The sequence below is a fragment of the Mycobacterium hackensackense genome, from assembly GCF_025822555.1.
Lineage (GTDB): Bacteria > Actinomycetota > Actinomycetes > Mycobacteriales > Mycobacteriaceae > Mycobacterium > Mycobacterium fluoranthenivorans.
Genome location: NZ_JACKUC010000031.1, coordinates 259,796 through 279,187, shown reverse-complemented (window position 1 = coordinate 279,187; position 19,392 = coordinate 259,796). Strand labels below are relative to the sequence as shown.

At 62.6% G+C, this 19,392-nt stretch carries 21 protein-coding genes and 1 tRNA gene; 10 read left to right on the top strand and 12 right to left on the bottom strand.

Annotated features, from left to right (window positions below; all coding sequences use genetic code 11):
• The first annotated feature begins 2 nt into the window (after positions 1 to 2).
• The 3 genes from H7J86_RS21475 to H7J86_RS21465 are packed head-to-tail and all read left to right on the top strand — an operon-like array spanning position 3 to position 3,381.
• Positions 3 to 470, top strand: coding sequence for a GreA/GreB family elongation factor (locus H7J86_RS21475; protein WP_167162049.1), 468 nt, complete (start codon positions 3 to 5; stop codon positions 468 to 470).
• Between the two features lie 26 nt (positions 471 to 496).
• On the top strand, positions 497 to 2,014 hold the full coding sequence (locus H7J86_RS21470) for a TldD/PmbA family protein (RefSeq protein ID WP_267293362.1): 1,518 nt from the start codon (positions 497 to 499) through the stop codon (positions 2,012 to 2,014).
• Entirely contained in the window at positions 2,011 to 3,381 is a 1,371-nt protein-coding gene (locus H7J86_RS21465) for a metallopeptidase TldD-related protein (RefSeq protein WP_267293360.1), read from the top strand. The genes H7J86_RS21470 and H7J86_RS21465 overlap by 4 nt, the downstream gene beginning before the upstream one ends.
• Here H7J86_RS21465 and H7J86_RS21460 read toward each other — a convergent pair.
• Together H7J86_RS21460 and H7J86_RS21455 are read right to left on the bottom strand one after the other, a co-directional pair.
• Entirely contained in the window at positions 3,369 to 3,575 is a 207-nt protein-coding gene (locus H7J86_RS21460) for a sigma factor-like helix-turn-helix DNA-binding protein (protein ID WP_187096157.1), read from the bottom strand. The two genes, H7J86_RS21465 and H7J86_RS21460, sit on opposite strands and share 13 nt — an antisense overlap.
• Positions 3,576 to 3,595: 20 nt before the next feature.
• On the bottom strand, positions 3,596 to 4,282 hold the full coding sequence (locus H7J86_RS21455) for a GntR family transcriptional regulator (protein ID WP_267293358.1): 687 nt from the start codon (positions 4,280 to 4,282) through the stop codon (positions 3,596 to 3,598).
• A gap of 113 nt (positions 4,283 to 4,395) precedes the next feature.
• Between H7J86_RS21455 and H7J86_RS21450 the strand changes: the two genes are divergently transcribed.
• Positions 4,396 to 5,235: a carboxymuconolactone decarboxylase family protein gene (locus H7J86_RS21450; RefSeq protein ID WP_267293356.1), complete on the top strand. Its 840-nt coding sequence runs from the start codon at positions 4,396 to 4,398 to the stop codon at positions 5,233 to 5,235.
• Positions 5,236 to 5,317: 82 nt separating this feature from the next.
• Positions 5,318 to 5,391: transfer RNA gene (locus tag H7J86_RS21445), tRNA-Ile, on the top strand.
• A 42-nt stretch (positions 5,392 to 5,433) separates the two neighbouring features.
• Here the strand turns inward: H7J86_RS21445 and H7J86_RS21440 are convergent.
• From H7J86_RS21440 to H7J86_RS21430, 4 genes are all read right to left on the bottom strand, one after another.
• Positions 5,434 to 6,603, bottom strand: coding sequence for a site-specific integrase (locus tag H7J86_RS21440; RefSeq protein ID WP_308204862.1), 1,170 nt, complete (start codon positions 6,601 to 6,603; stop codon positions 5,434 to 5,436).
• A 24-nt stretch (positions 6,604 to 6,627) separates the two neighbouring features.
• Entirely contained in the window at positions 6,628 to 6,840 is a 213-nt protein-coding gene (locus H7J86_RS33425) for a helix-turn-helix transcriptional regulator (protein WP_308204856.1), read from the bottom strand.
• An 842-nt stretch (positions 6,841 to 7,682) separates the two neighbouring features.
• Entirely contained in the window at positions 7,683 to 8,333 is a 651-nt protein-coding gene (locus H7J86_RS21435) for a hypothetical protein (RefSeq protein ID WP_267293352.1), read from the bottom strand.
• The gene (locus tag H7J86_RS21430; RefSeq protein WP_267293350.1) at positions 8,330 to 8,929 is read right to left on the bottom strand and encodes a recombinase family protein; all 600 of its coding nucleotides are present in this window, start codon (positions 8,927 to 8,929) and stop codon (positions 8,330 to 8,332) included. The genes H7J86_RS21435 and H7J86_RS21430 overlap by 4 nt, the downstream gene beginning before the upstream one ends.
• A gap of 283 nt (positions 8,930 to 9,212) precedes the next feature.
• Here H7J86_RS21430 and H7J86_RS21425 point away from each other — a divergent pair, with 283 nt between their 5' ends.
• Entirely contained in the window at positions 9,213 to 9,881 is a 669-nt protein-coding gene (locus H7J86_RS21425) for a hypothetical protein (RefSeq protein WP_267293348.1), read from the top strand.
• Complete coding sequence (locus H7J86_RS21420; RefSeq protein ID WP_267293346.1) at positions 9,878 to 12,700, top strand: hypothetical protein; 2,823 nt, start codon at positions 9,878 to 9,880, stop codon at positions 12,698 to 12,700. The genes H7J86_RS21425 and H7J86_RS21420 overlap by 4 nt, the downstream gene beginning before the upstream one ends.
• Before the next feature lie 599 nt (positions 12,701 to 13,299).
• Here H7J86_RS21420 and H7J86_RS21415 read toward each other — a convergent pair.
• Positions 13,300 to 13,950: a TetR/AcrR family transcriptional regulator gene (locus tag H7J86_RS21415; protein ID WP_267293344.1), complete on the bottom strand. Its 651-nt coding sequence runs from the start codon at positions 13,948 to 13,950 to the stop codon at positions 13,300 to 13,302.
• 187 nt (positions 13,951 to 14,137) lie between these two features.
• Here H7J86_RS21415 and H7J86_RS21410 point away from each other — a divergent pair, with 187 nt between their 5' ends.
• Both H7J86_RS21410 and H7J86_RS21405 read left to right on the top strand, forming a co-directional pair.
• Positions 14,138 to 15,358: a cytochrome P450 gene (locus H7J86_RS21410; protein WP_267293342.1), complete on the top strand. Its 1,221-nt coding sequence runs from the start codon at positions 14,138 to 14,140 to the stop codon at positions 15,356 to 15,358.
• Positions 15,355 to 15,786, top strand: coding sequence for a nuclear transport factor 2 family protein (locus tag H7J86_RS21405; RefSeq protein ID WP_267293340.1), 432 nt, complete (start codon positions 15,355 to 15,357; stop codon positions 15,784 to 15,786). Before H7J86_RS21410 ends, H7J86_RS21405 begins: the two co-directional genes overlap by 4 nt.
• Before the next feature lie 67 nt (positions 15,787 to 15,853).
• Here H7J86_RS21405 and H7J86_RS21400 read toward each other — a convergent pair whose 3' ends face one another.
• From H7J86_RS21400 to H7J86_RS21380, 5 genes are read right to left on the bottom strand one after another with little or no spacing between them, the layout of a single operon-like run.
• Complete coding sequence (locus tag H7J86_RS21400; protein WP_267293338.1) at positions 15,854 to 16,393, bottom strand: cysteine hydrolase family protein; 540 nt, start codon at positions 16,391 to 16,393, stop codon at positions 15,854 to 15,856.
• A 22-nt stretch (positions 16,394 to 16,415) separates the two neighbouring features.
• Positions 16,416 to 16,739: a PRC-barrel domain-containing protein gene (locus H7J86_RS21395; protein ID WP_267293336.1), complete on the bottom strand. Its 324-nt coding sequence runs from the start codon at positions 16,737 to 16,739 to the stop codon at positions 16,416 to 16,418.
• On the bottom strand, positions 16,726 to 17,091 hold the full coding sequence (locus H7J86_RS21390; protein ID WP_267293334.1) for a hypothetical protein: 366 nt from the start codon (positions 17,089 to 17,091) through the stop codon (positions 16,726 to 16,728). The genes H7J86_RS21395 and H7J86_RS21390 overlap by 14 nt, the downstream gene beginning before the upstream one ends.
• On the bottom strand, positions 17,088 to 18,317 hold the full coding sequence (locus H7J86_RS21385; RefSeq protein WP_267293332.1) for an Nramp family divalent metal transporter: 1,230 nt from the start codon (positions 18,315 to 18,317) through the stop codon (positions 17,088 to 17,090). The genes H7J86_RS21390 and H7J86_RS21385 overlap by 4 nt, the downstream gene beginning before the upstream one ends.
• Positions 18,317 to 18,790: a hypothetical protein gene (locus H7J86_RS21380; protein ID WP_267293330.1), complete on the bottom strand. Its 474-nt coding sequence runs from the start codon at positions 18,788 to 18,790 to the stop codon at positions 18,317 to 18,319. The genes H7J86_RS21385 and H7J86_RS21380 overlap by 1 nt, the downstream gene beginning before the upstream one ends.
• A 187-nt stretch (positions 18,791 to 18,977) precedes the next feature.
• Here H7J86_RS21380 and H7J86_RS21375 point away from each other — a divergent pair, with 187 nt between their 5' ends.
• Complete coding sequence (locus H7J86_RS21375) at positions 18,978 to 19,343, top strand: hypothetical protein (RefSeq protein WP_267293328.1); 366 nt, start codon at positions 18,978 to 18,980, stop codon at positions 19,341 to 19,343.
• The last annotated feature ends 49 nt before the right edge of the window (positions 19,344 to 19,392 follow it).

Genomic DNA, 19,392 nt, shown 5'->3' with positions numbered 1-19,392 from the left:
GCATGACGACCATCACGCCGGTATGGCTGACCCCGGAGGCCCACGACCGCCTGATCCGCGAACTGGCGGTGCTGCGGGGATGGGGTGCGGTGGGGGCCGAGGACGACGACAGTGCTGAGCCCGACAGCAATGCTGTCGCCATCCGTCGTGCGCAGCAGGGCCGCATCCAGCAGATCCACGACATGCTCGCCAGCGCCGTCGTCGGGGTGGATCCACCCAATGACGGGGTCGCCGAGCTGGGCATGGTGCTCACCGTCAGGTTCGAGGACACCGGCGAAACCGACACCTTCCTGCTCGGGGTCCGGGGCGCCTACTACGGCGACATCGAGGTCTACTCCGCGAAATCCCCTTTGGGAGAAGCCATCAGCGGCGCGCGCCCGGGTGACCGGCGCGAGTATCAGCTGCCTACCGGTCGCACCCAAGTCGTGACACTCGTCTCGGCGGTGCCCTACGGGTTACACATGCGCTGAGGATCCTGGCACTACGGTAGGAAGCCGTGACTGCTCGAAGCGTCGATCCCGACTTCCTCGCGTTGCCCCGCCAGGTGCTGGCTGACGCCGCCCTGACTGCCGCCCGCGCGGCCGGTGCCAGCTACGCCGACCTGCGGATACACCGGATCACCACCGAGGAGATCGCGCTGCGCGACGGCGAGCTGGAATCCTCGGTGGTGACCCGGGAGGTCGGGCTGGCGGTGCGGGTCATCGTGGACGGTACGTGGGGTTTCGCCTCCCACGCCGAATTGGACCCCGGCACCGCGGCCGACACCGCGCGCCGCGCGGTCCGCGTCGCCACCACCCTGGCGCCGCTGAACGCCGAGCGCATCGAGCTCGCGGCCGAGCCGGTGTACCCGGATCTGCAGTGGGTGTCGGCCTACGCGATCGACCCGTTCACGGTGTCGGCTGCGGACAAGATCGCGCGGCTGGCCGAGTATTCGCAGCGACTGCTGGCCGCCGACGGCGTGGACCATGCCTCGGCGCACCTGCAGGCGGTCAAGGAGCAGAGTTTCTACGCCGATACGTTCGGTACCTCGACCACCCAGCAGCGGGTGCGCGTGCAGCCTCAGCTGGAGGCCGTCACCGTCGACTCCGCGGCGGGCACATTCGAGACCATGCGGACGCTGGCGCCACCGACGGCGCGCGGGTGGGAAGCCGTGACCGACGACAGCGTGTGGGACTGGACCACGGAGCTGGCCGAGCTGCCGGCGCTGCTGGCCGAAAAGGTGAAGGCGCCCAGCGTCGTCGCCGGCCCGACGGATCTGGTGATCGACCCGTCCAACCTGTGGTTGACCATCCATGAGTCGATCGGGCACGCGACCGAGTACGACCGGGCCATCGGGTATGAGGCGGCGTATGCGGGCACCTCGTTCGCGACCCCGGACAAGCTGGGCACCATGACCTACGGCTCGCCGGTGATGAATGTGACCGCGGACCGGACCGTCGAACACGGTTTGGCCACCATCGGTTTCGACGACGAGGGCGTGCGGGCACAGAGCTGGGATCTGGTGCGTGACGGCATCTTCGTGGGCTACCAGTTGGACCGGGTGTTCGCGCCCCGGCTCGGAGTGGCGCGGTCCAACGGCTGCTCCTACGCCGATTCACCGCACCATGTGCCGATCCAGCGGATGGCCAACGTGTCGCTGCAGCCCGGCACCGAGGACCTCAGCACCGCGGACCTGATCGCCCGGGTGCGCAACGGCATCTACATCGTCGGCGACAAATCGTGGTCGATCGATATGCAGCGCTACAACTTCCAGTTCACCGGTCAGCGTTTCTTCAAGATCACCGACGGCCGGCTGGACGGCCAGCTGCGCGATGTCGCCTATCAGGCCACCACCACGGACTTCTGGGGCTCGATGGAGGCCGTGGGTGGGCCGTCGACCTGGCGTCTGGGTGGGGCGTTCAACTGCGGTAAGGCGCAACCCGGTCAGGTGGCGGCGGTGAGTCACGGATGCCCGTCGGCCCTGTTCCGCGGCGTGAATGTGTTGAACACCCAAGCGGAAGGCGGCCGCGCATGATCAGCCCGCAGCACGTCGTCGACGCGGCGCTGGCCGAAGCGGCCCAGCGCGGCAAGGCCGACGAGACCACCGTCATCGTGACCGACCGTTCCGACGCCGCCCTGCGGTGGGCCGGCAATTCCATGACGACCAACGGGGAATCCCGTGGGCGCACCACCACGGTGATCTCGGTGGTGCGCCGCGGTGACGCGGCCCATGTCGGTTCGGTGACCTCTTCCGAGGTCGACCAGTCCGCGATCGCCGGGCTGGTCGCCGCCTCGCAGGACGCGGCCGCATCGGCGCCCGCAGCCAGCGACGCCGCGCCGACGCTGCCCGGCGACGGTGCCCCCGAGGACTGGGATGCCCCGGTGCCCGTCACCGGTGCCGACGTGTTCGCCGATGTGGCAACAAGTTTGGCGCGCGGCTTCCATGGGGCCGACACGCTGTACGGGTACGCGCGGCACGTGCTGGAGACGACCTTGGTCGCGACCTCGACCGGCCGGCGCCGGCGCTACACCCAGCCGACGGGCTCGGTGGAGATCAACGCCAAGCGACACGGCGCCAGCGCCTGGGCCGGGGTCGGCACTCCCGACTACCTCGACGTACCCACCGATGCACTGCTGGAAGAACTTTCGACGCGTCTGGACTGGGCAGCGCGCACGGTGGAGCTGCCCGCGGGCCGGTACGAGACGCTGATGCCGCCGTCCACGGTGGCCGACATGCTGATCTACCTCGGGTGGAGCATGGACGGCCGCGGGGCGCAGGAGGGGCGCACCGCGCTGTCGGCGCCCGGCGGTACCCGGGTGGGGGAGAAGCTCACCGACCTGGGGCTGACGCTCTACTCCGATCCGCGGGCGCCGGGCCAGGAGTGCCAGCCGTTCGTGGCGGTGCCGAGTTCCTCTGAGCGGGTGTCGGTCTTCGACAACGGTCTCGACATCGGCCGGGTCGACTGGCTGCGTGACGGGGTGATCAACGCGCTGGCCTATCCACGGTCGGCCGCTGCGGAATTCGGTGTGCCCGTGTCGGTCCCGGCGGATAATCTGTTGATGACGGGCGGCAGCGCGTCGCTGGCGGAGATGATCGCGGGTACCGAGCGGGGTCTGCTGCTGACCACGTTGTGGTACATCCGGACCGTTGATCCGGCGGTGCTGCTGCTGACCGGACTGACCCGGGACGGCGTGTACCTGATCGAGGATGGCGAAGTGCGTGCTGCGGTCAACAATTTCCGGTTCAACGAGAGTCCGCTGGATCTGCTGCGCCGCGCCACCGAGGCCGGGATCGCCGAGCCGACCCTGCCGCGCGAGTGGGGTGACTGGGCCACCCGGGCAACCATGCCGTCGCTACGGATCCCGGACTTCCACATGTCATCGGTCAGTCAGGCGCAGTGACGATTCGGCAGGAGGTCGCGCATCGCCCGTAGTGCGCAGTGCAACTCGCGCTTGACGGTGGCCTCGTCGATACCCAGTTCGGCGGCGATGTGCTCGGTCGTCGAGCCCAGATGGTGGGCTCGACGGATCAGGTCGCGATGCGCGGGCTGCAATGACTTCAGGGCGTTGAGGACCGCCGCCCGGTCTGCCGACATGGCGTCACCTGCGTTGGCAGCTAGGTCGAAGAGGGAAATGATGATCGCCCGCCAGATCCGTTGACCTCCGATTGCTCTTTCAACAGGTAGGTCAGGATGAAATCGTGTGAGGTCGCCAGATGCTCGCGCGTGAGGTCGGCGGCCAGTGCGGCGTCACCGCGTTCCACTGCGGCGAGGATGTCGCGATGTTCGACACTGAGATGCTCCGTCTGGCCGATGGTCTCCAGATGGATGTACATGTAGCGATCGGTCTGGCAGCGCAGCTGTTCGACGAGTTCGATCATGCGGGGACGATTCGCCTGCCGGTAGACGGCCGCGTGAAAGGCCGCATTCGCGCTCAACCAGACCCGGGCGTCGACCTGGGAGTCCATGATGTCGAGCTGTTTTCGCATCGAAAGAAGTTCGGCGCGACCGACATTCGGGACAGCCAGTCGGGTGGCCAAGGGCTCGATGGCTTCGCGCAGTTCGTAGAGTTCCTGTAGCTCCGCGACCGACAGTCCAGCCACCACGGCGGTGGCATTCGTGCTCGGCCGGACAAGTCCCTCGCCGGCGAGGATCTGAAGGGCGTCGCGCACCGGGATGCGGCTGACGCCGAATCGCGCCGCGGTGTCCTGCTGGGAGAGCCTGGCGCCCGGGGAGATATCGCCCTGCAGGATGTCCGTGCGCAGCGCCGATGCCACTCGCGTGGCCGCATTCTCGGTTCCCATAGGTACTCCTTGGATACGAACTATAAAAACTGTATACCGCTGGTTTCTGGGAGCCGGCCAAGAGTGTGCTGAGGTGAGCTGGCATTGATTCCGGACTTTCACCCCTGCCCGGCATGTGGGACGTGATAATCGCGGTTGTGCAGGATCTTTTGACGCCACTGATCGCGCTGTCCCCGCCGTCCTTGCTGCGTGTGAACTCAGTCACCCGCGAGACCTGCGCAAAGACCATGGGTCTGACGCCGTTGCCGTACGAGGCGCCGACGGAGCCGGAGTCGGAGACCGAAGGGCTGCTCGTCGAGTTCGCCGAGCAGTTCAGTGCCGACGTCGCAGCCGTGACGCCGGAGCAGCGGTCGGCCCTGACGACGACGTTCGGCGCCGAGGTTCTCGGGATCGCCGCGCTGATGTTCGTCGCGGACTTCGGGCCGCGGGTGGCGGCGGGGTTGACGGCCCTGGGGGTACCGGTGCGCGAGCCGGAGGCCTGGGACAACCAGACGCATCCCGCGGACGCGTTACTGAACCGCTTCACCTCGGCCGTCGGCGCGCTGCGCGGGCTGGATCCGTTGACCACCGAGATCATCCGGCTGCGCGGTGCGACCCAGCACAACTGCCGGCTGTGCACGTCACTGCGTGAGACCGGCGCACTGGAGGCCGGCGGATCGGAGCCGCTGTACGCCGAGATCGCGCAGTATGAGGGGTCCTCGGAACTGTCGGCGGCGCACAAGGCCGCGCTGCGCTACGTCGATGCACTCGTCTGGACACCGTCATCACTTGATGACGCGGCCGCCGGGGTGTTGGCGCACTGGTCGGTGGAGCAGGCCGTCGAGATCACCCTCGACGTCATGCGCAACGCCACCAACAAGATCGCGGTGGCCCTGGGTGGCGACGCGCCACGGGTGGCCGACGGCGTCGAGCATTACCGGCTCGGCGCCGACGGGATGCCGGTGTTCGGCTGACGATCTTCACGTGGGCTCCGCACCCCGCACTTCAGGTGGCGAAGCGGTTCGTGGGAAGATGCCTGTCGCGCGATGCGCGGTTGGGGCGGTAGCTCAGTTGGTTAGAGCCGGGGACTCATAATCCCTTGGTCGCGGGTTCGAGCCCCGCCCGCCCCACTTCAGAGGTTGTTTTGGAGATTTTTGGAAGCAATCCATCGTTTATTCATCGCTTATGGCACGGTCCAACAGGTCGGCTACCTCGGTGTGGACCCGGCCTCGCGCCATGTAGTGGTCCTGCGTCATGGACACCTTGGAGTGCCCAAGTTGGTCCGCCCCAATCCGCGCGGACAGGCCACCGTCGTCTATCAGGGTGGCGACCGTCCTGCGGAATGAATGGGTGGTGACCTCGGGTACACCAAGCTCCTCGCGGACCCGACGCCATTGCTTGCCGAAGTTATTCGGGTCGCGCCAGGTGCCCGCCGTGGACGGAAAGATCATGGGTTGCTCACCGAGGTAGTCCCGAACCCGACGGACTGTGAGCATCTCCACTGCGAACATCGGCAGTGCGACGGTGCGCTTGCCCGACGCTGTCTTGGTGTCTTCGACTCGGGCGAGTCCGTGACCTTTGGCGCGGACAAGCTTGCCCGTTACCGACAGGGTGCTTGCTGACTCGTCGAAGTCCTCCCACCGCAGAGCCAACAGTTCGGACCGGCGCAGGCCCGTCGCCACAAACAAGGTGATCGGGTCTGCCAGGTCGTTCTCACGGCTGTAGGAGGACGTTTGTACCCCGGTCAATACGCGCCGTAGCTGTTCGGGGGTCAGGGCTGTCGCACCCTTGGGGCGGGCCTTGGGGCGGATGGAGTCGACGTCGCGCACCGGGTTAGCAGTGAGGACAGCGGCCATTACTGCGAGTTGGAGACCACCCCTCAGGATGGTTTTGGACTGCTTGGCCATAGTCGCGCCATGTGCCGTCCGCATTGATCGCAGGGCCGCGTCCATCCGCGCGGTGTGGGCCTCACGGACCCGAACGCCACCAAGGAACTTCCGTAGCTTGTCGGCAGCGAACCGATAGGTGTCGATGGTGACGGGGGAGCGCCCATCCTCGGATAACCGCTCTAGATGGCGGTCCACCAGGGTCATGACTAACGTTTCCGGCCCCACTGTGTCGGACATGCTTGGTGCTCGTCGTTCCTTCAGAGCCTCAAGTAGCGCGTCCTCGGCAAGCTTGCCGTACTTGTCGTAGTCGTCAGCAGGACCCCGACGCTCAATCAGTCGGGTTACGCCGTCCGCATCGCGGATTCGGCACCGTGCCACCCAGACGCCGCCGCCGAGTTGCGTCCGGCTGACTTTGCCGTGCTGCCCGATTCGTAACGGAGGCCGACCTGACAACTTCATCTCCTTAGCTTCGAGCACTTAGTCAGCGGTGATTGTCGCTGGCGGGGCCGACATCACCGAGTCTTCCCACTCGAGGACATCAGCGAGACGGTAGCGAACGTGCTTGCCAAATCGTGCGTAGCGCGGACCTATCTTCTTACAGGCCCACTCTGCTGGGGTCTTTGCCGGGATGCCCAGGCGCTCAGCGAGTTCCACCCTGCTGAGCCAGATCTTGTCGTTCGTATGAGTCATAGAAAATATTCAACACCGTCCACGCAAACACAGGTCAAAGCGATTTTCCTTCCACGTAATCCACGCTGAACCCTTGCTTAGATACAGCAAGTCCAGCCGACAATGGTTGAGCCACAACAACAGCGAAGGAGACAAAGAGCAGATGGTGCTGATGCCGACACTGCCCAAGCGAGGGATCAATTCCTGGAAGAAGAGCTACCAGTCTCCCTGGGATGAGCATGCTTTGGATCACAAGAACCATCCTGACTGGTTCCGTGTGTGGGCACTTGCTGTTGCTCGTTCGGTCGCCAACGGCCACGCAGTCTTCCCGCCAGGTGAAATCGCCAAGTCACTCGGCGCACCCGGAATTGACGGAGGGTGGCTCCCCAAAGCACCGACTGGTGTGTCCCAGGCAATCCGGTTGGCGAAACAAAAGGGGTTACTGGATCCTTCCTCAAACGCACGGTGCCTGGTGCTTCCTTCCCACGCGTGGCAGGGAGGTCTGGGTGCCGTCGGGAAGACGTGCACGGTACATGGCTAACGCTTAATGAGCGGCGAAGCGTAAAGCAGAGTCAAGAGGACCTCTGCGTTTTCGCAGGTAGAAGCAGCTATGATTACGGGCCTACTGCAAGTGAGTTGCGGGGAACTGCGGAGCCGAATCAGTATCCATAGCAGCGCGATGCATTGCGGCGCATCGTGATTCTGAATTGTAATTGTAAGTTCGGTGGGCGCGAGGGCTGCGGAGAGAAGCTTTGATATGCGCGAAGTGTCCGGTTAGGACGCGGGTAGGGGTGTCCCCCAGGCAGTCGGGACGGCATACACGTGCTAACGCTCGGGCCCCCGCAGGTGTTCGGTTTCTGGTGCTAGTCAGGCATTTGGGTAGCGCCAATCTGCTGAACGTCGACGCACCACTCCAGCACGGAGGGGGCGATCAAATCAGGCGCAGTAAGAAGGTCCGCCCGAAGCTCGGAAGTTGATACCTGCGGGGGCACGGACGTTATTTGCGCAATGAACGTATCGACAACCAAAGGCCATTGGGGACCGGACCACCACCGGTCGTACGCCTTCCCTGCAACCGCCAGTCCCACCAGAACAGACTCAGGGCTATCGTGTTCGATCACCCGTTCAATCGCGGCAATGAACTTGCTTGCCCATCTTGCCCATCGTCTGTATCGCGTCTTGCCTAGTAGGTCTGCAAGAGTGCGACCGGCGGCGAGCCGCTCCTCCTGCGTGACTTCGTTGGCTAGGAGCTGCCAGTTGACGTGAGGGTATGACTCGAGGTGCTGGCGAAAGAGCCTTGTGGTCGCCACATTCGCGGCGAACATCTCGCCGTCGGTTATACGGTGGTGCGCTTCTTCGATCAGGCCGTGCTCGTCACTACGCCATGCGAGCCGGGTCAGTCCAATGGCGGCCAGGCCAATGAAATCGAGTTCGGGTCCATATTGGGCGATCAATAGGCTACGGAGGGCAGATGTTTCGGAATCGATGACTTCCGGTACGCCATCATTCGTCATTGGGTGGTGTCAGGTTCCTGGTCGGCCAGCACGCGGTACACGGTAGCCCGTGAAACGCCCAGAGCGGCTGCGATCGTGGTTGCAGATTCGCCTGCGGCGTGCATTCGTCGCGCCAACGCAGCTTTAGTCGAGTCCAGCGCCTTGGGCCGTCCAATGTGCTGCCCGCGTGCCCTACGGGCGTCTCGTGCTGCCGCACGCCGCTCGCGGCCGAGTTCTAACTCCAGTTCCGCAAGGCTGGCGAGCACACCGGCGACCATTCGACCGGTGGCATTGGAGGTATCGATACCCTCTCGCAGCGAGCGCAGGATGATGCTGCGTTCACCCAATTCTCGAATCGTGGTCATTACCTCCGCTGCATTGCGTCCCAGTCGGTCAATCCCGACCACCACTATTGCGTCTCCAGGTCGTGCATAGTCCAACAGTGCGGCCAAGCCTGGACGTTTCTCGTGCGTAGAGGTGCCGGACAACTTGTCGGTGTAAATCCGTGCGGGATCGACTCCGGTCGAAACGAGAGCATCGAGTTGCTGATCGAGCGACTGATGCCCGGTGCTCACTCGGGCGTATCCAAGCTGTGCGCCAACAGCGGTAGTTGTCATGGGTAGATCATGTCGCATAAGTATCAAAAACGCTAGATTTGAGACACGACTTTTGAAACTTCTTTTGAGACGAGGTTACCTGGGCATTCTTGTAAGCGATGACAGAACCCCGTGCAGTGTCCGAATCTAAAGTTCTGAGATGTGGGTGTTGACCCTGGCGTGTGGCGACACCGGCTGGGCTACGAGCACTGGGAGTGAAATCCCGGCGAATCCGTGATTCATGCGCGATCATTCCTTGGGGCCTCAATGGCGAATGTGTGAGTGATAGTGGGACTAAGGGCGGATGGTGGAACCTGTAAGTGCGCAACTGGCTGAACGCCAGTGGGGCATTGTTGATATTTTGCGGGAGCGTAGTCCGCGCCTTGCTGGCATGTATCGGACTGCGCTGCGAATCTTGGAGAGCGATGCGGAGGAGGGGTGTGAGGCGGCGCGCATTTCATTGGTTTGCCATTGTATGCGCGAGTTGATGGCGGGTTTACCTTCGGCGCTTGCGGTAGACTCGATCCCGCGGCAAAATCCGACGTCTAGTGGTCTTACAAAGAAATTGCCAGAATTGCTACGGAAATATCCAGGGGTAGACCTTAACGAAGACCTGGACATGGTGCCTGTGCCGAAGGAGGTATCCCGCGCAATTGACTCGATAATATCGACCGCGGCCAAAGAAGAGAGCCGAAATCGGCTTAACACAGCTTCGCTAGTTACTGGTGGAAAAAATGGGAAGCATCCAGCTGTAAATCAGTGGATGGAGACCTATCGTTTTTTCCTTGGGTGGACGCATATCGACCGCAATCACGATGCGGGTAAACCCTTACCATCAGACGCTCAGGTGCTCGCCAATATTGAAGTTGTGGCAGACGTCATTCGAGTCCGAACAGCCGCTTTCTTCGACAATCTAAGGTCACTGGGCCCATTGCTGGATGATATTAACGCTTTGGTCGAGGAGGATGAGTGACCCCACGTTTTAAGGCGCCCACCGAAGAGCAGGTCAGAGAGGTGGTGCGAAAAATCCCCACTCTGCAGTTGAGGCGCGCATTCTTTGAAGGGCTCAAGAACCCTCTGTGGGTGGAACCACTCGCAAAACAAGGAGTTTTCAGTAACCCTCCCGAACCGGAAGTTGCGGACGACGGTCTGATTCGAGATGTCTACTGGCCAGAGATCGAATACCTAGTTCGTGTAGCGAAGGACGTGCCGGAGGCTGTAGTCGATGTGCTACTCAAGCTCGGCAAAAGCAATAACGCCTGGGTTAGGCGGGGTGCGATTGCTATCGGCGCGACGATCCCACCCGATCAGGCCGCTCGTCTTCAGCCGCTCATTAAGGAGTGGAAATCGACTGGCTTGGGATGGAGAACGGACCCAAGGGACATCGTGGGCTTCGCGGTGAACCTGTTTGAAGGTAGGCAGACTGATTTTGGGAAATGGCTGGCGCGCCTAGTATTTGAGCCGGTTGCGGGGAAGGATGGGCGCAGGCCCAGAGCGATGCTGGAGGAATACTGGTACGAATCTGGGTTATCGCGACTGGTTGCAGTGCTCGAGGCTGAGCATTGCGCGATTGTTCTGCGTTGGCTTACTACTTACGAGCGCATTAGTGGAAAGCTGACGAAGAGTCGGGACATCACTTACTTCTCGCGTGAATCTATTCGCAAGCGGGACGATGAGCACGGAGACATCGAGCAGGCACTGATTGATGCAGTTAGAGACTTGGCAATCAAGGCGATGCTTGTTGACGCGGAGGGGACCAGGGACTCGCTCTTAAAAAGGAATATGATCCTCGGTCGGAAGATTGCGCTGTTCTCGCTGGCAGAGGCAATTCGGCAACTCGACATATCTGACCAGCAAATGGAACGACTGGTGGGCGTTGCGCGGGGACTTCTGTTCGATGCAGATTCATTTCATTACTCGTGCCGGATTGACTACGCGGAACTGGCGCGTGCGGTCGCGACTGTGTCCGAAGAAATGCTTTCGGAGTTGCCTGAATTCTTCGACGAACGATCTATGGCGGAGGGCGACAGGAATTGGGCACGCCTGGTTGAGGACGGCGTAGAAACTGCGGAGGCTAGTGAGCAGGTCAAGGAATCCGTAGACCGTTGGAAGCATCTTTGGTTGTCGTCCATCGGCGCCGTGGCACTGCCGCCTTCGATGCAAACGACGTTGGCGGATCTGGATGCAAGGTACGGCGTTATAGACGCTCCGTTAGAGCCGACACCGATCGTCACTAGCTGGTATGGGCCCAACAGCCCTCTCACCTTGGATGAGATGGCCGCGATGTCTCCGGTTGAGTTGGTCAACCATCTCGAAAGTTGGCACGATTCAGGGCACGGCTGGGGGCCCGAGCCCTCACATGAGGGGCAGGGGCGCGAGCTGACGGCGCTTCTGGCATCGAGGCCGAAAGCACTCGCCGGAGTGGGCGACCTTGTCGGACGGTTGCGCCCTACATACCTGAGAGCGATCTTGAATGGCTGGCAGGACGCCGCGAAGGCTGGTGTTGAGCCAGATTGGCCCCAGCTCCTCGAGGTCCTCGGGGCCGTGCTGGCGCACGGTGAGGAATCACCTTTCCCGACCGAAGGGGGGCGCGGTGACGACGACCCAGATTTTCGCTACGCCAAACAGGGTGCCGTTCGACTTCTTGAACAACTGGTCAAGCCGAACGCCAGACTTACCCCGCCGGACGACACGATGCGGCAGTTGGCGGAACTGCTGATCGGGTCGTTCTCGGATGAGGTTGCATGGCATGAGTACATCGGGACCGCTGGCGGCGACATGGATGCGTTTACGACCTCGCTCAATTGGCAGTGGCCGATCGGTATACGCGGGCTAATCTATTTGATGGCGCACGGCAAGGACGCCAGTTGGTACCAATCGGCGAAGTCGACCCTTACTGACGAACTGGCACGAGACGATATGCACGGCGCTGCGCACGCGGTCGTTGGAGAAGGTCTAGGAAGGCTCTTATTGGCCGACCCAGAGTGGGTAGAGACGATCGTGCCTGAGGTATTCGGTTCCGACGTGGAGTTGTCAGTGCAGCAGCAAATCGCACTCACGACGGCGATTACTGCCCATCACTACAACGCAGCTATGTATGGGCTGCTCTCGTCACCGATGATCGGTGCAATCCGCGCCAAGGAACCGGTAGTTGCCGGGTGGCGCACGCAAACCGAACCGCTCGGGCGGATCGGTGATTGGGTGATTAACGCAGTTATTCGGGGACACAGCACCGAAGATGCCCCCCTTGCTCAGGAATTCTTCTCCGCGGTTCCGCCAAAGGTGCGCGGTGACGCCATGGGGCACCTCGGATGGGCGTTCATGCATGCGCAGACCGTCGATGAGCCAATCCGCGACCGCATGGCGGGACTGTGGGACTCGCGAGTTGCTCACGTTGAGGTTGAACCCAGTGATCGAGATGAGCTCTCGGGCTTCTGTTGGTTTGTGAAGAGCGGCAAGTTCCCGGTGGAGTGGTGGCTTCCACGTTTGAAACAAGCTCTGGAGCTGTGTCCTGAAGTCAGCTCCGAAACTCACATGATTGGTAAGGAGCTTGCTTCAGCGGCCGCTCTTGATCCGCGCGCCACCTTCGAGATCCTGAGGTCTGTGCTCGATGGCCGTGAAGAGTCGGACATAGTGTTTTTTGAACTCACGCGGGAGGCGGTTGCTGTCGTTATCGCGCGGGCCGTTTCGTCTGATGATGAGCGCTTGCGGCAAGACGCAGTGGTTTTCATGAATCAGCTTGGCGAAAGGGGACACTTCTCCCTGGAGGGCGAAGTGGCGAAGCATCTTTGAATCAGCGGTTTCCTGGCCGTAACCAGTGTGGTCCGCCTGCTTACCGTTTCCCCCGAATGTTGCTTGTGGCCGTCATGTCGTCTTTCGGGGTATCCCGTGGGGTACAGCAGATGGTGAGCAGCTGCGTCCTGGCGATGCACGTCAAAGATCGGTGGTGATCATGTTGGCAGCGTGGGTCCGCAGTTGGCGCTGATGGAGCAGGCTGGACTGTTATGTATCAGGCCTGTTCAAGGCCGATCTATCGGAAACCGCCCGTTCCCGTCAACAACCGAAAACGCCAGGTGAGAGGTTGCTCTTCATCTTCTGAAGTCCTCAACGTGCTCGTGAAATCGCCGCGCGTCTACGGTGTTGTGGCTTCTAGCTCATCGTTTATTCAGCGGCAATGTCTCAGAATCGTCTGGAACGGACCGGAACCGACTTAGGGCGCTTGCAACGAAATCGCAAGCACTGCAGGGAAAGACCGGATACTTCCGGATGTAACCAGCAACGCCGTTTCGTAATCCCTTGGTCGCGGGTTCGAGCCCCGCCCGCCCCACTTCAACAGCCCCATTTCAGTGGGTGTTTCGACACCACTGCTGGTGGTTGCACCATGTCGATACTCAACGTGATCGAGTTCGCCCTGTTAGTGGAGCGCGACCCACCGACCCCGCACCGGGTGCAACATTGGCTGATGATGCGCGGGCCGGTTGGAGCTCGAACGCCGGGGCCTCGAACGCCGGGGCAATGAACCGGTGCAGAATTTCGGCCTCGATTTGTTCGTCCCCGACCGGCAGGTAGGCCATCGACAGCACTACGTGAACGATCCACAACGCTGCTGCTGGGTCATCATCGGTGATCCCGGTGAGTTCGGCGGCCAAGGCACCGAGCATCGGCGAGGAATGCAGGTCGCTCAGCGCGGGCGCCTTGCTCGACGTCATCATCAATCGTCGTATCGCGTCGGACCTGATCTGCTTCAGCGCCGAGCTGATCGCGGTGACGACCCGTTGCGACCCGGTCAGGCCTTTGACCTCGGCGCGGACGGTGTCGGTGATGCCGGAGGCGATTCGCAGCAGCACGACGTCTCGAATGTGTGCCTTACCGCCGGCGTAGCGGTAGATGGTTGCCCTCGAACAGTGCACCTGCTCGGCCAACGAATCGACGTCCAAGGCGTCCAGTCCGTCTCGGAGTATGAGCTCGGCAGCGGCGGTGTAGATGCGTTCGGCCGCCGCGGCCCGGCGATCTCCACCGACGACCCAATCCTGTCTCGCCACCCAGCCGCTCTCCTTGTATCGCCTCGGAGCCATAATCTCAGGTCTGAGACGGAAAGCTACCGATTATCTGCTATCTGGCCAGCTCAGCGTGCACAGCTGAGACGCCGACCACTGACCTTGGTGACTGCCCGTATCGACTTCGTCGCGATCTGTTGACCACTTGGGCTGAGATCCTCAGCCTGAACCGATGACACCACTGGCGGGGACACTGGGGCTGGCGCTGTTCGATGATCAGTTCATCCAGGATCCGTATCCGCTCTATGAGCGCATGCACACAGAGGGGCCCGTCCACCGCATCGGTGACTCGGGTTTCTACGCGGTGAGCGGGTGGGAGGCCGTCAATGAGGCCGTAGCGCGGTGCACTGACTTTTCCTCAAATCTCACCGCCACCATGATGCGCAACGTCGATGGCACGGTGGGGACCTTCCCGATGGGTGAACTCGGTGGCGCCACCCAGGCGCTGGCCACCGCCGATGATCCCGCTCATGCCCTGCACCGCAAAGCGTTGCTACCGCATCTGGCAGCCAAGCGCATACGTGCCATCGAGTCCTTTGTCGCCGATACCTCGACGCAGATATGGGGCACCCGAGTACAGGGCGGTCGCATCGAATGGATGGGCGCGATGGCCAACCGTCTGCCGATGATGATCGTCGGACGCATCATCGGTGTCCCTGACGAGGACACCGACAAGCTCATTCGGTGGGGATATGCTGCCACTCAATTCGTGGAAGGGCTGGTCACCCAAGAACAGCTGACCGCTGCCGGCATCTCAGTTATGGAACTCAGCGGATACATCGCCGAACTATTCCAAGAGGCCGCCACGAACCCACAAGACAACCTGCTCGGCGACCTCGCCACGGCATCCGCTACAGGCGACCTGGACCAATTCACCGCGCTGGCAATGATGATCACCCTGTTCAGCGCCGGAGGCGAGTCCACGGCCTCGCTCATCGGCTCGGCGGCCTGGATCTTGGCGACGCACCCTACGATCCAGCATCAAATTCGCGAGCAACCAGACTTGCTCGGCGTATTCCTGGAAGAGGTGCTGCGCTTCGAACCACCGTTTCGGGGTCACTATCGCCACGTCGTCACCGACACCGAACTGGGTGGCGTTGACCTGCAAGCCGGTTCACGACTGCTGCTGATGTGGGGAGCAGCCAACCGTGACCCCGCCCACTTCACAGACCCCAACCAATTCCGGCTCGATCGGACAGTCGGCAAGACTCACCTCACCTTCGGCAAGGGAGCGCACTTCTGCGTGGGTGCAGCCCTGGCCAGGCTGGAAGCGACCGTCGTGATCGGTCAACTGCTGCAACGCACGAAGCATATTGATGCAGCCCACACGGGGCGCTGGTTGCCTAGCCTCCTCGTGCGTCGGCTTGATCATCTCGAACTGGCTGTCGCATGACCGCGCACGAGGAGCTAATCGCCTACTACGAACTGACCCAGGCCAAGGCGGCATACTGCCGCACACTCGATACGCGGGACTGGAACGCCCTGGCGGTGTTGATGACTCCCGACATCGAATTCGGCATGAGTGACGGCGCTTCCGAACCAGTCATTACCGTGGGCCGCGACGAGACGCTGGCGCTGCTGCAGTCTTTGGTGGCCGGAGCGAAGACCGTACATCAGGTCCACACCCCAGAAATCGACCTTGACGCCGACGAAGCGCGGGTGATCTGGGCCGTGCAAGACCGAGCCGTGTTCGACAACGGAATATCGGTCACCGGCTACGGGCACTACACCCAACGCTGGATCCGCCAGGCAGACGAATGGAAGCTTGCCTCATCGCTACTGACTCACCTGATCACCGACGTACATCAAGCCGCAACCTGATTCCAGCCTCGAACCAACCTGGCTCACCCCACCGACGGCGGCTGGGACCAGCAACTACGGTGACAGTTCAGGGGAGGCAGCGGTCGCTCGGCGCGAGGTCGGCGTCCATGTTGCGCTGCATCATCTGCAGGGCCGCCGCACCGAGTCGGGTATCGATGCAGGCGACCGCGTCGGGCGGGACGACGACGTCGAAGTGCCGGATGTACCCGTCGAGCGCGCTGTAGAGAATGCACTGCTCGGTCACCTGACCTGTCAGGATGAGCCGTTGCGTGCCGAGTCGCCCGAGAAGGTAATCCAATGCCGTCGAATAGAACACGCTATGGCGCACCTTGGTGAGTATGAGTTCTCCCTCCGCAGGTATCACCGGGCGCACCAGCTCAGGATGAGCTCCGTCGAGCGCGGCGCGAACGATGGCGTTGTGATCAGCGGTGAAATCACCCCGGTTGTCATTGACGTAGATGACGTCGACGTCCTCACGCTTGTCTGCTTCTCGCGCCAGGGCGACCAACGGGTCGACCATCCCGGCGACGGAGCGGGCCAGGTCCTCCCCGTCGGGGTGCCGATAGTCGTTGAGCATGTCGATGACCAGCAACGCCGTTCTACTCACTGGGGCAGAACTGCCCTGGTCCTCAGCCGAACGCGGGGTCATGGCGGATGTAGTCGGGACGCAGGGTGATGCGGTGATGGTCGACCTGACCGATATCGGGCCACTCAGCAAGGAAGGTGCCGCGGTGCCGCCACCGTGCCAGAGCAGAGAGCATCCATGGCGCGCGGGCCCCGGTGCGTTCGTAGCCCAGGTAGGAGGACGCGGTATGGGGGCTGATGATCAGGCCGAGCAACTCCGGGACGGCGCGATGATTGTCGGGAAGTTGTAGCCGGACGTCGATCACGGTGCCCACTCGATCCCCTTGTGCATCCACCGCTGTCGCACCGAGCAGTTCACTGAGCTGCATGCCGGCCTCCTGGGATGCGCGCGATGATGTGGTCGCGTAGCCAGTGTTCCACCCAGTGCAACTGGGTCAGGGAGTCTGTGGGGGCGATCTCGACAGTGACGCCGACGCGAACGACCTTGTCCCAGTTGATCATCAGGAGCCGCGATCGCGGTGGTGTCCCACCGAAGATCCTGGTCGCCAAGACATGGCCGGACAACACGCCGGTCACTCGGGGTGGCCGCGCACCTGCCGCGATGGGCGTCCCGGGTTCGATTCCGTCGACTTCGAGGTCGTCGACGATGCCCACCGGATCGCCGTCGGCGTCGACGAGCTGTCGGTCGAGCAGATGCAGGCGCGCATCCAGAATGGTCATTGCCCTGCCTCCGTCACGATCATCAAGGGGATCGCTGCCAGCGCGGCGACCACGATGATTACCAGATACACCGAGCCCAGCACGTTGGTGGCCCTTCCGTTGACATGTTCACCCATGTACTGCTTGTCGTTGGCGACGATCAGGATCGGCAGGTAGGTCAAGGGAAGCGCGATCGCCGAGAACACCACCGAGTATTCGGTCACCATGATCGGGTCGACACCGGTGTAGAGGACCGCAATCGCCAAGACCAGCGAGACGAACATGACGGTGTGAAAGCGGGCTGCCTCGGCCGGTTTACGGAACTTGCCCCACCGCCACCCCAGGAACTGGGCCAGGGTGTAGCCACTGGACAGCGTGGTTTCCAACGCCGCTCCGAAGGTGGCTGCGACGATACCGACGATCGCAAAAGCCAAAGCGAGCTTGCCGCCCGCCTCCAGCAGCGGCAGCACGATCTGTGATAGCGACGTCACTTCGATGCCGGCGGGCATCAGCACGAGGGTGGCGCACGCCGCGATGGCCACCGAAAGCAGGCCGCCGAGCGGGAACCCGACCATGACGTTCAACCGGGAGGTTCCGAGATCTTTGGTCGTCCAACGCTCTTCGACCGCTCCGGAGGAGAAGAAGAACACCTCGTACGGGGTCATTGCGGCCCCGAACAGGGCGATTGCGCAGTACCAGTAGGTCGCCGACGACTCAGAGGTGGGGATGACGGGATGGGTGACCGCATGACCCAGCGCGCCCCAGTCGGGCATCAGCGCGAACACGCTGACGGCGAAGACGATCAGACACAGCCCGGTCAGACCGGTGACGTTCTCCATGATGCTGAACTTCACCCGCCACACCACCAGCCAGACGGCGAAGGCGGCCACGGGGATCCACATCATCCGCCCGACATCGGTGGCCAACTGCAATGCCAGTGCAATACCACCGATTTCAGCGGTCAGGGTCATCAGGTTGATCAACAGGGAGGCGCTCAGATTGGCTGCGGCTGTGCGTGGGCCAAGCCGCTCACGGATGATCTCGAAGGTGGCGCGACCGCTGACGGCGGCGACCCGACCGGCCATCTGCGCGAACACACAGATGCCCACCACGCCGACCACCACCACCCAGACCAGGGCGAGGCCAAAGCGTGAACCCACCACGGCATTGGTCACCAGATCGCCGATATCGAGGAATCCGCCGATCGCAGTCAGGACACCCAGGGCTACCGCGAAGATCTTCTTCATCAGCGATAGCCCTTTTCAAGGGATTCCGCGGCGGCCAACAGCCCGTCGCGCGCGGCGGGCAGGGATGCGTCGTTGTCGATGCCGCGCACCACCGCAGAAGCGGAGTCGAGTTCCACGACGAGCGTGTTGATGCCGTCCAGCAGGTGCTTCTGCCGCGCCAAGTCCGTGGAATCGGTAGGGCGCAGTTCGGCCACCGTCTTATAGGACTTGATTGCGTCATCTCGTGCATCGCTGATCTGGACGCTCGTCAGCTGCTTGGTCGACCTGCGTCGTTCGTAGAGGTCGAGTGCCAGTGCGCTGCTGCGTGCACCGGCGGCACCGTCCTGCATGGCCTGGTGTAGTTGGCCGGCCGGTCCGTCGCGGTTGGCCGGACAGCGGGTCAACAACAGCCCCAGCGCCACGAGAAGAACTGCGGCGGTCAGCCAAGCGCGGCTTGATCGCCCCGCGGGTGAACCGTCGGCGCTCGAACGCACGCCACGAAGGCTCGCACGAACCACCATGGCCGAATACCCGTGAGCGCCGAAGGCAAACCTGGCCTGCGATAACAGGGATAGCAGCACCTGGCGCAGGCCGCACGTTTGGCGCCTCGGCCCGACGGGCACAGCGATAAGGACACCGCGTGGCCGCGGAGCCAGGATGGCACGTTCGAAGGGAGAAGCGATGTCAGTGACAGCTTTTGGAGATCTTCCTCTGGGGAATCGAGAGCGTAAGTGGGACGGGGACGCCGCCGAGAAACGTATTCGCAGGTGGGCTGACGCCGAGGACGAACCGAACGAGAAGTACCGCGATGCGCACGTCTGGTACGACAAGGATCGCAAGCAGGACTTCGGTGCGTACAAACTTCTCATTGCCGACGTCGTCGACGGGCGGTTGACGGCGGTGCCTCGCGCCGTGATGGCTGCCGGTGCGGTGATGCAGGGTTCGCGTGGCGGCGTGGATCTTCCCAGCGAAGATGTGGACCGGGTGAAGAGCCACCTGGCCAAGTACTACGCGAAGATGGACGAGTCCGCGCCCTGGGACCGTTGACTGCCCCCAGATTGATAGGCCACTACTCTGTTGCCGCTGACCGCTCGGC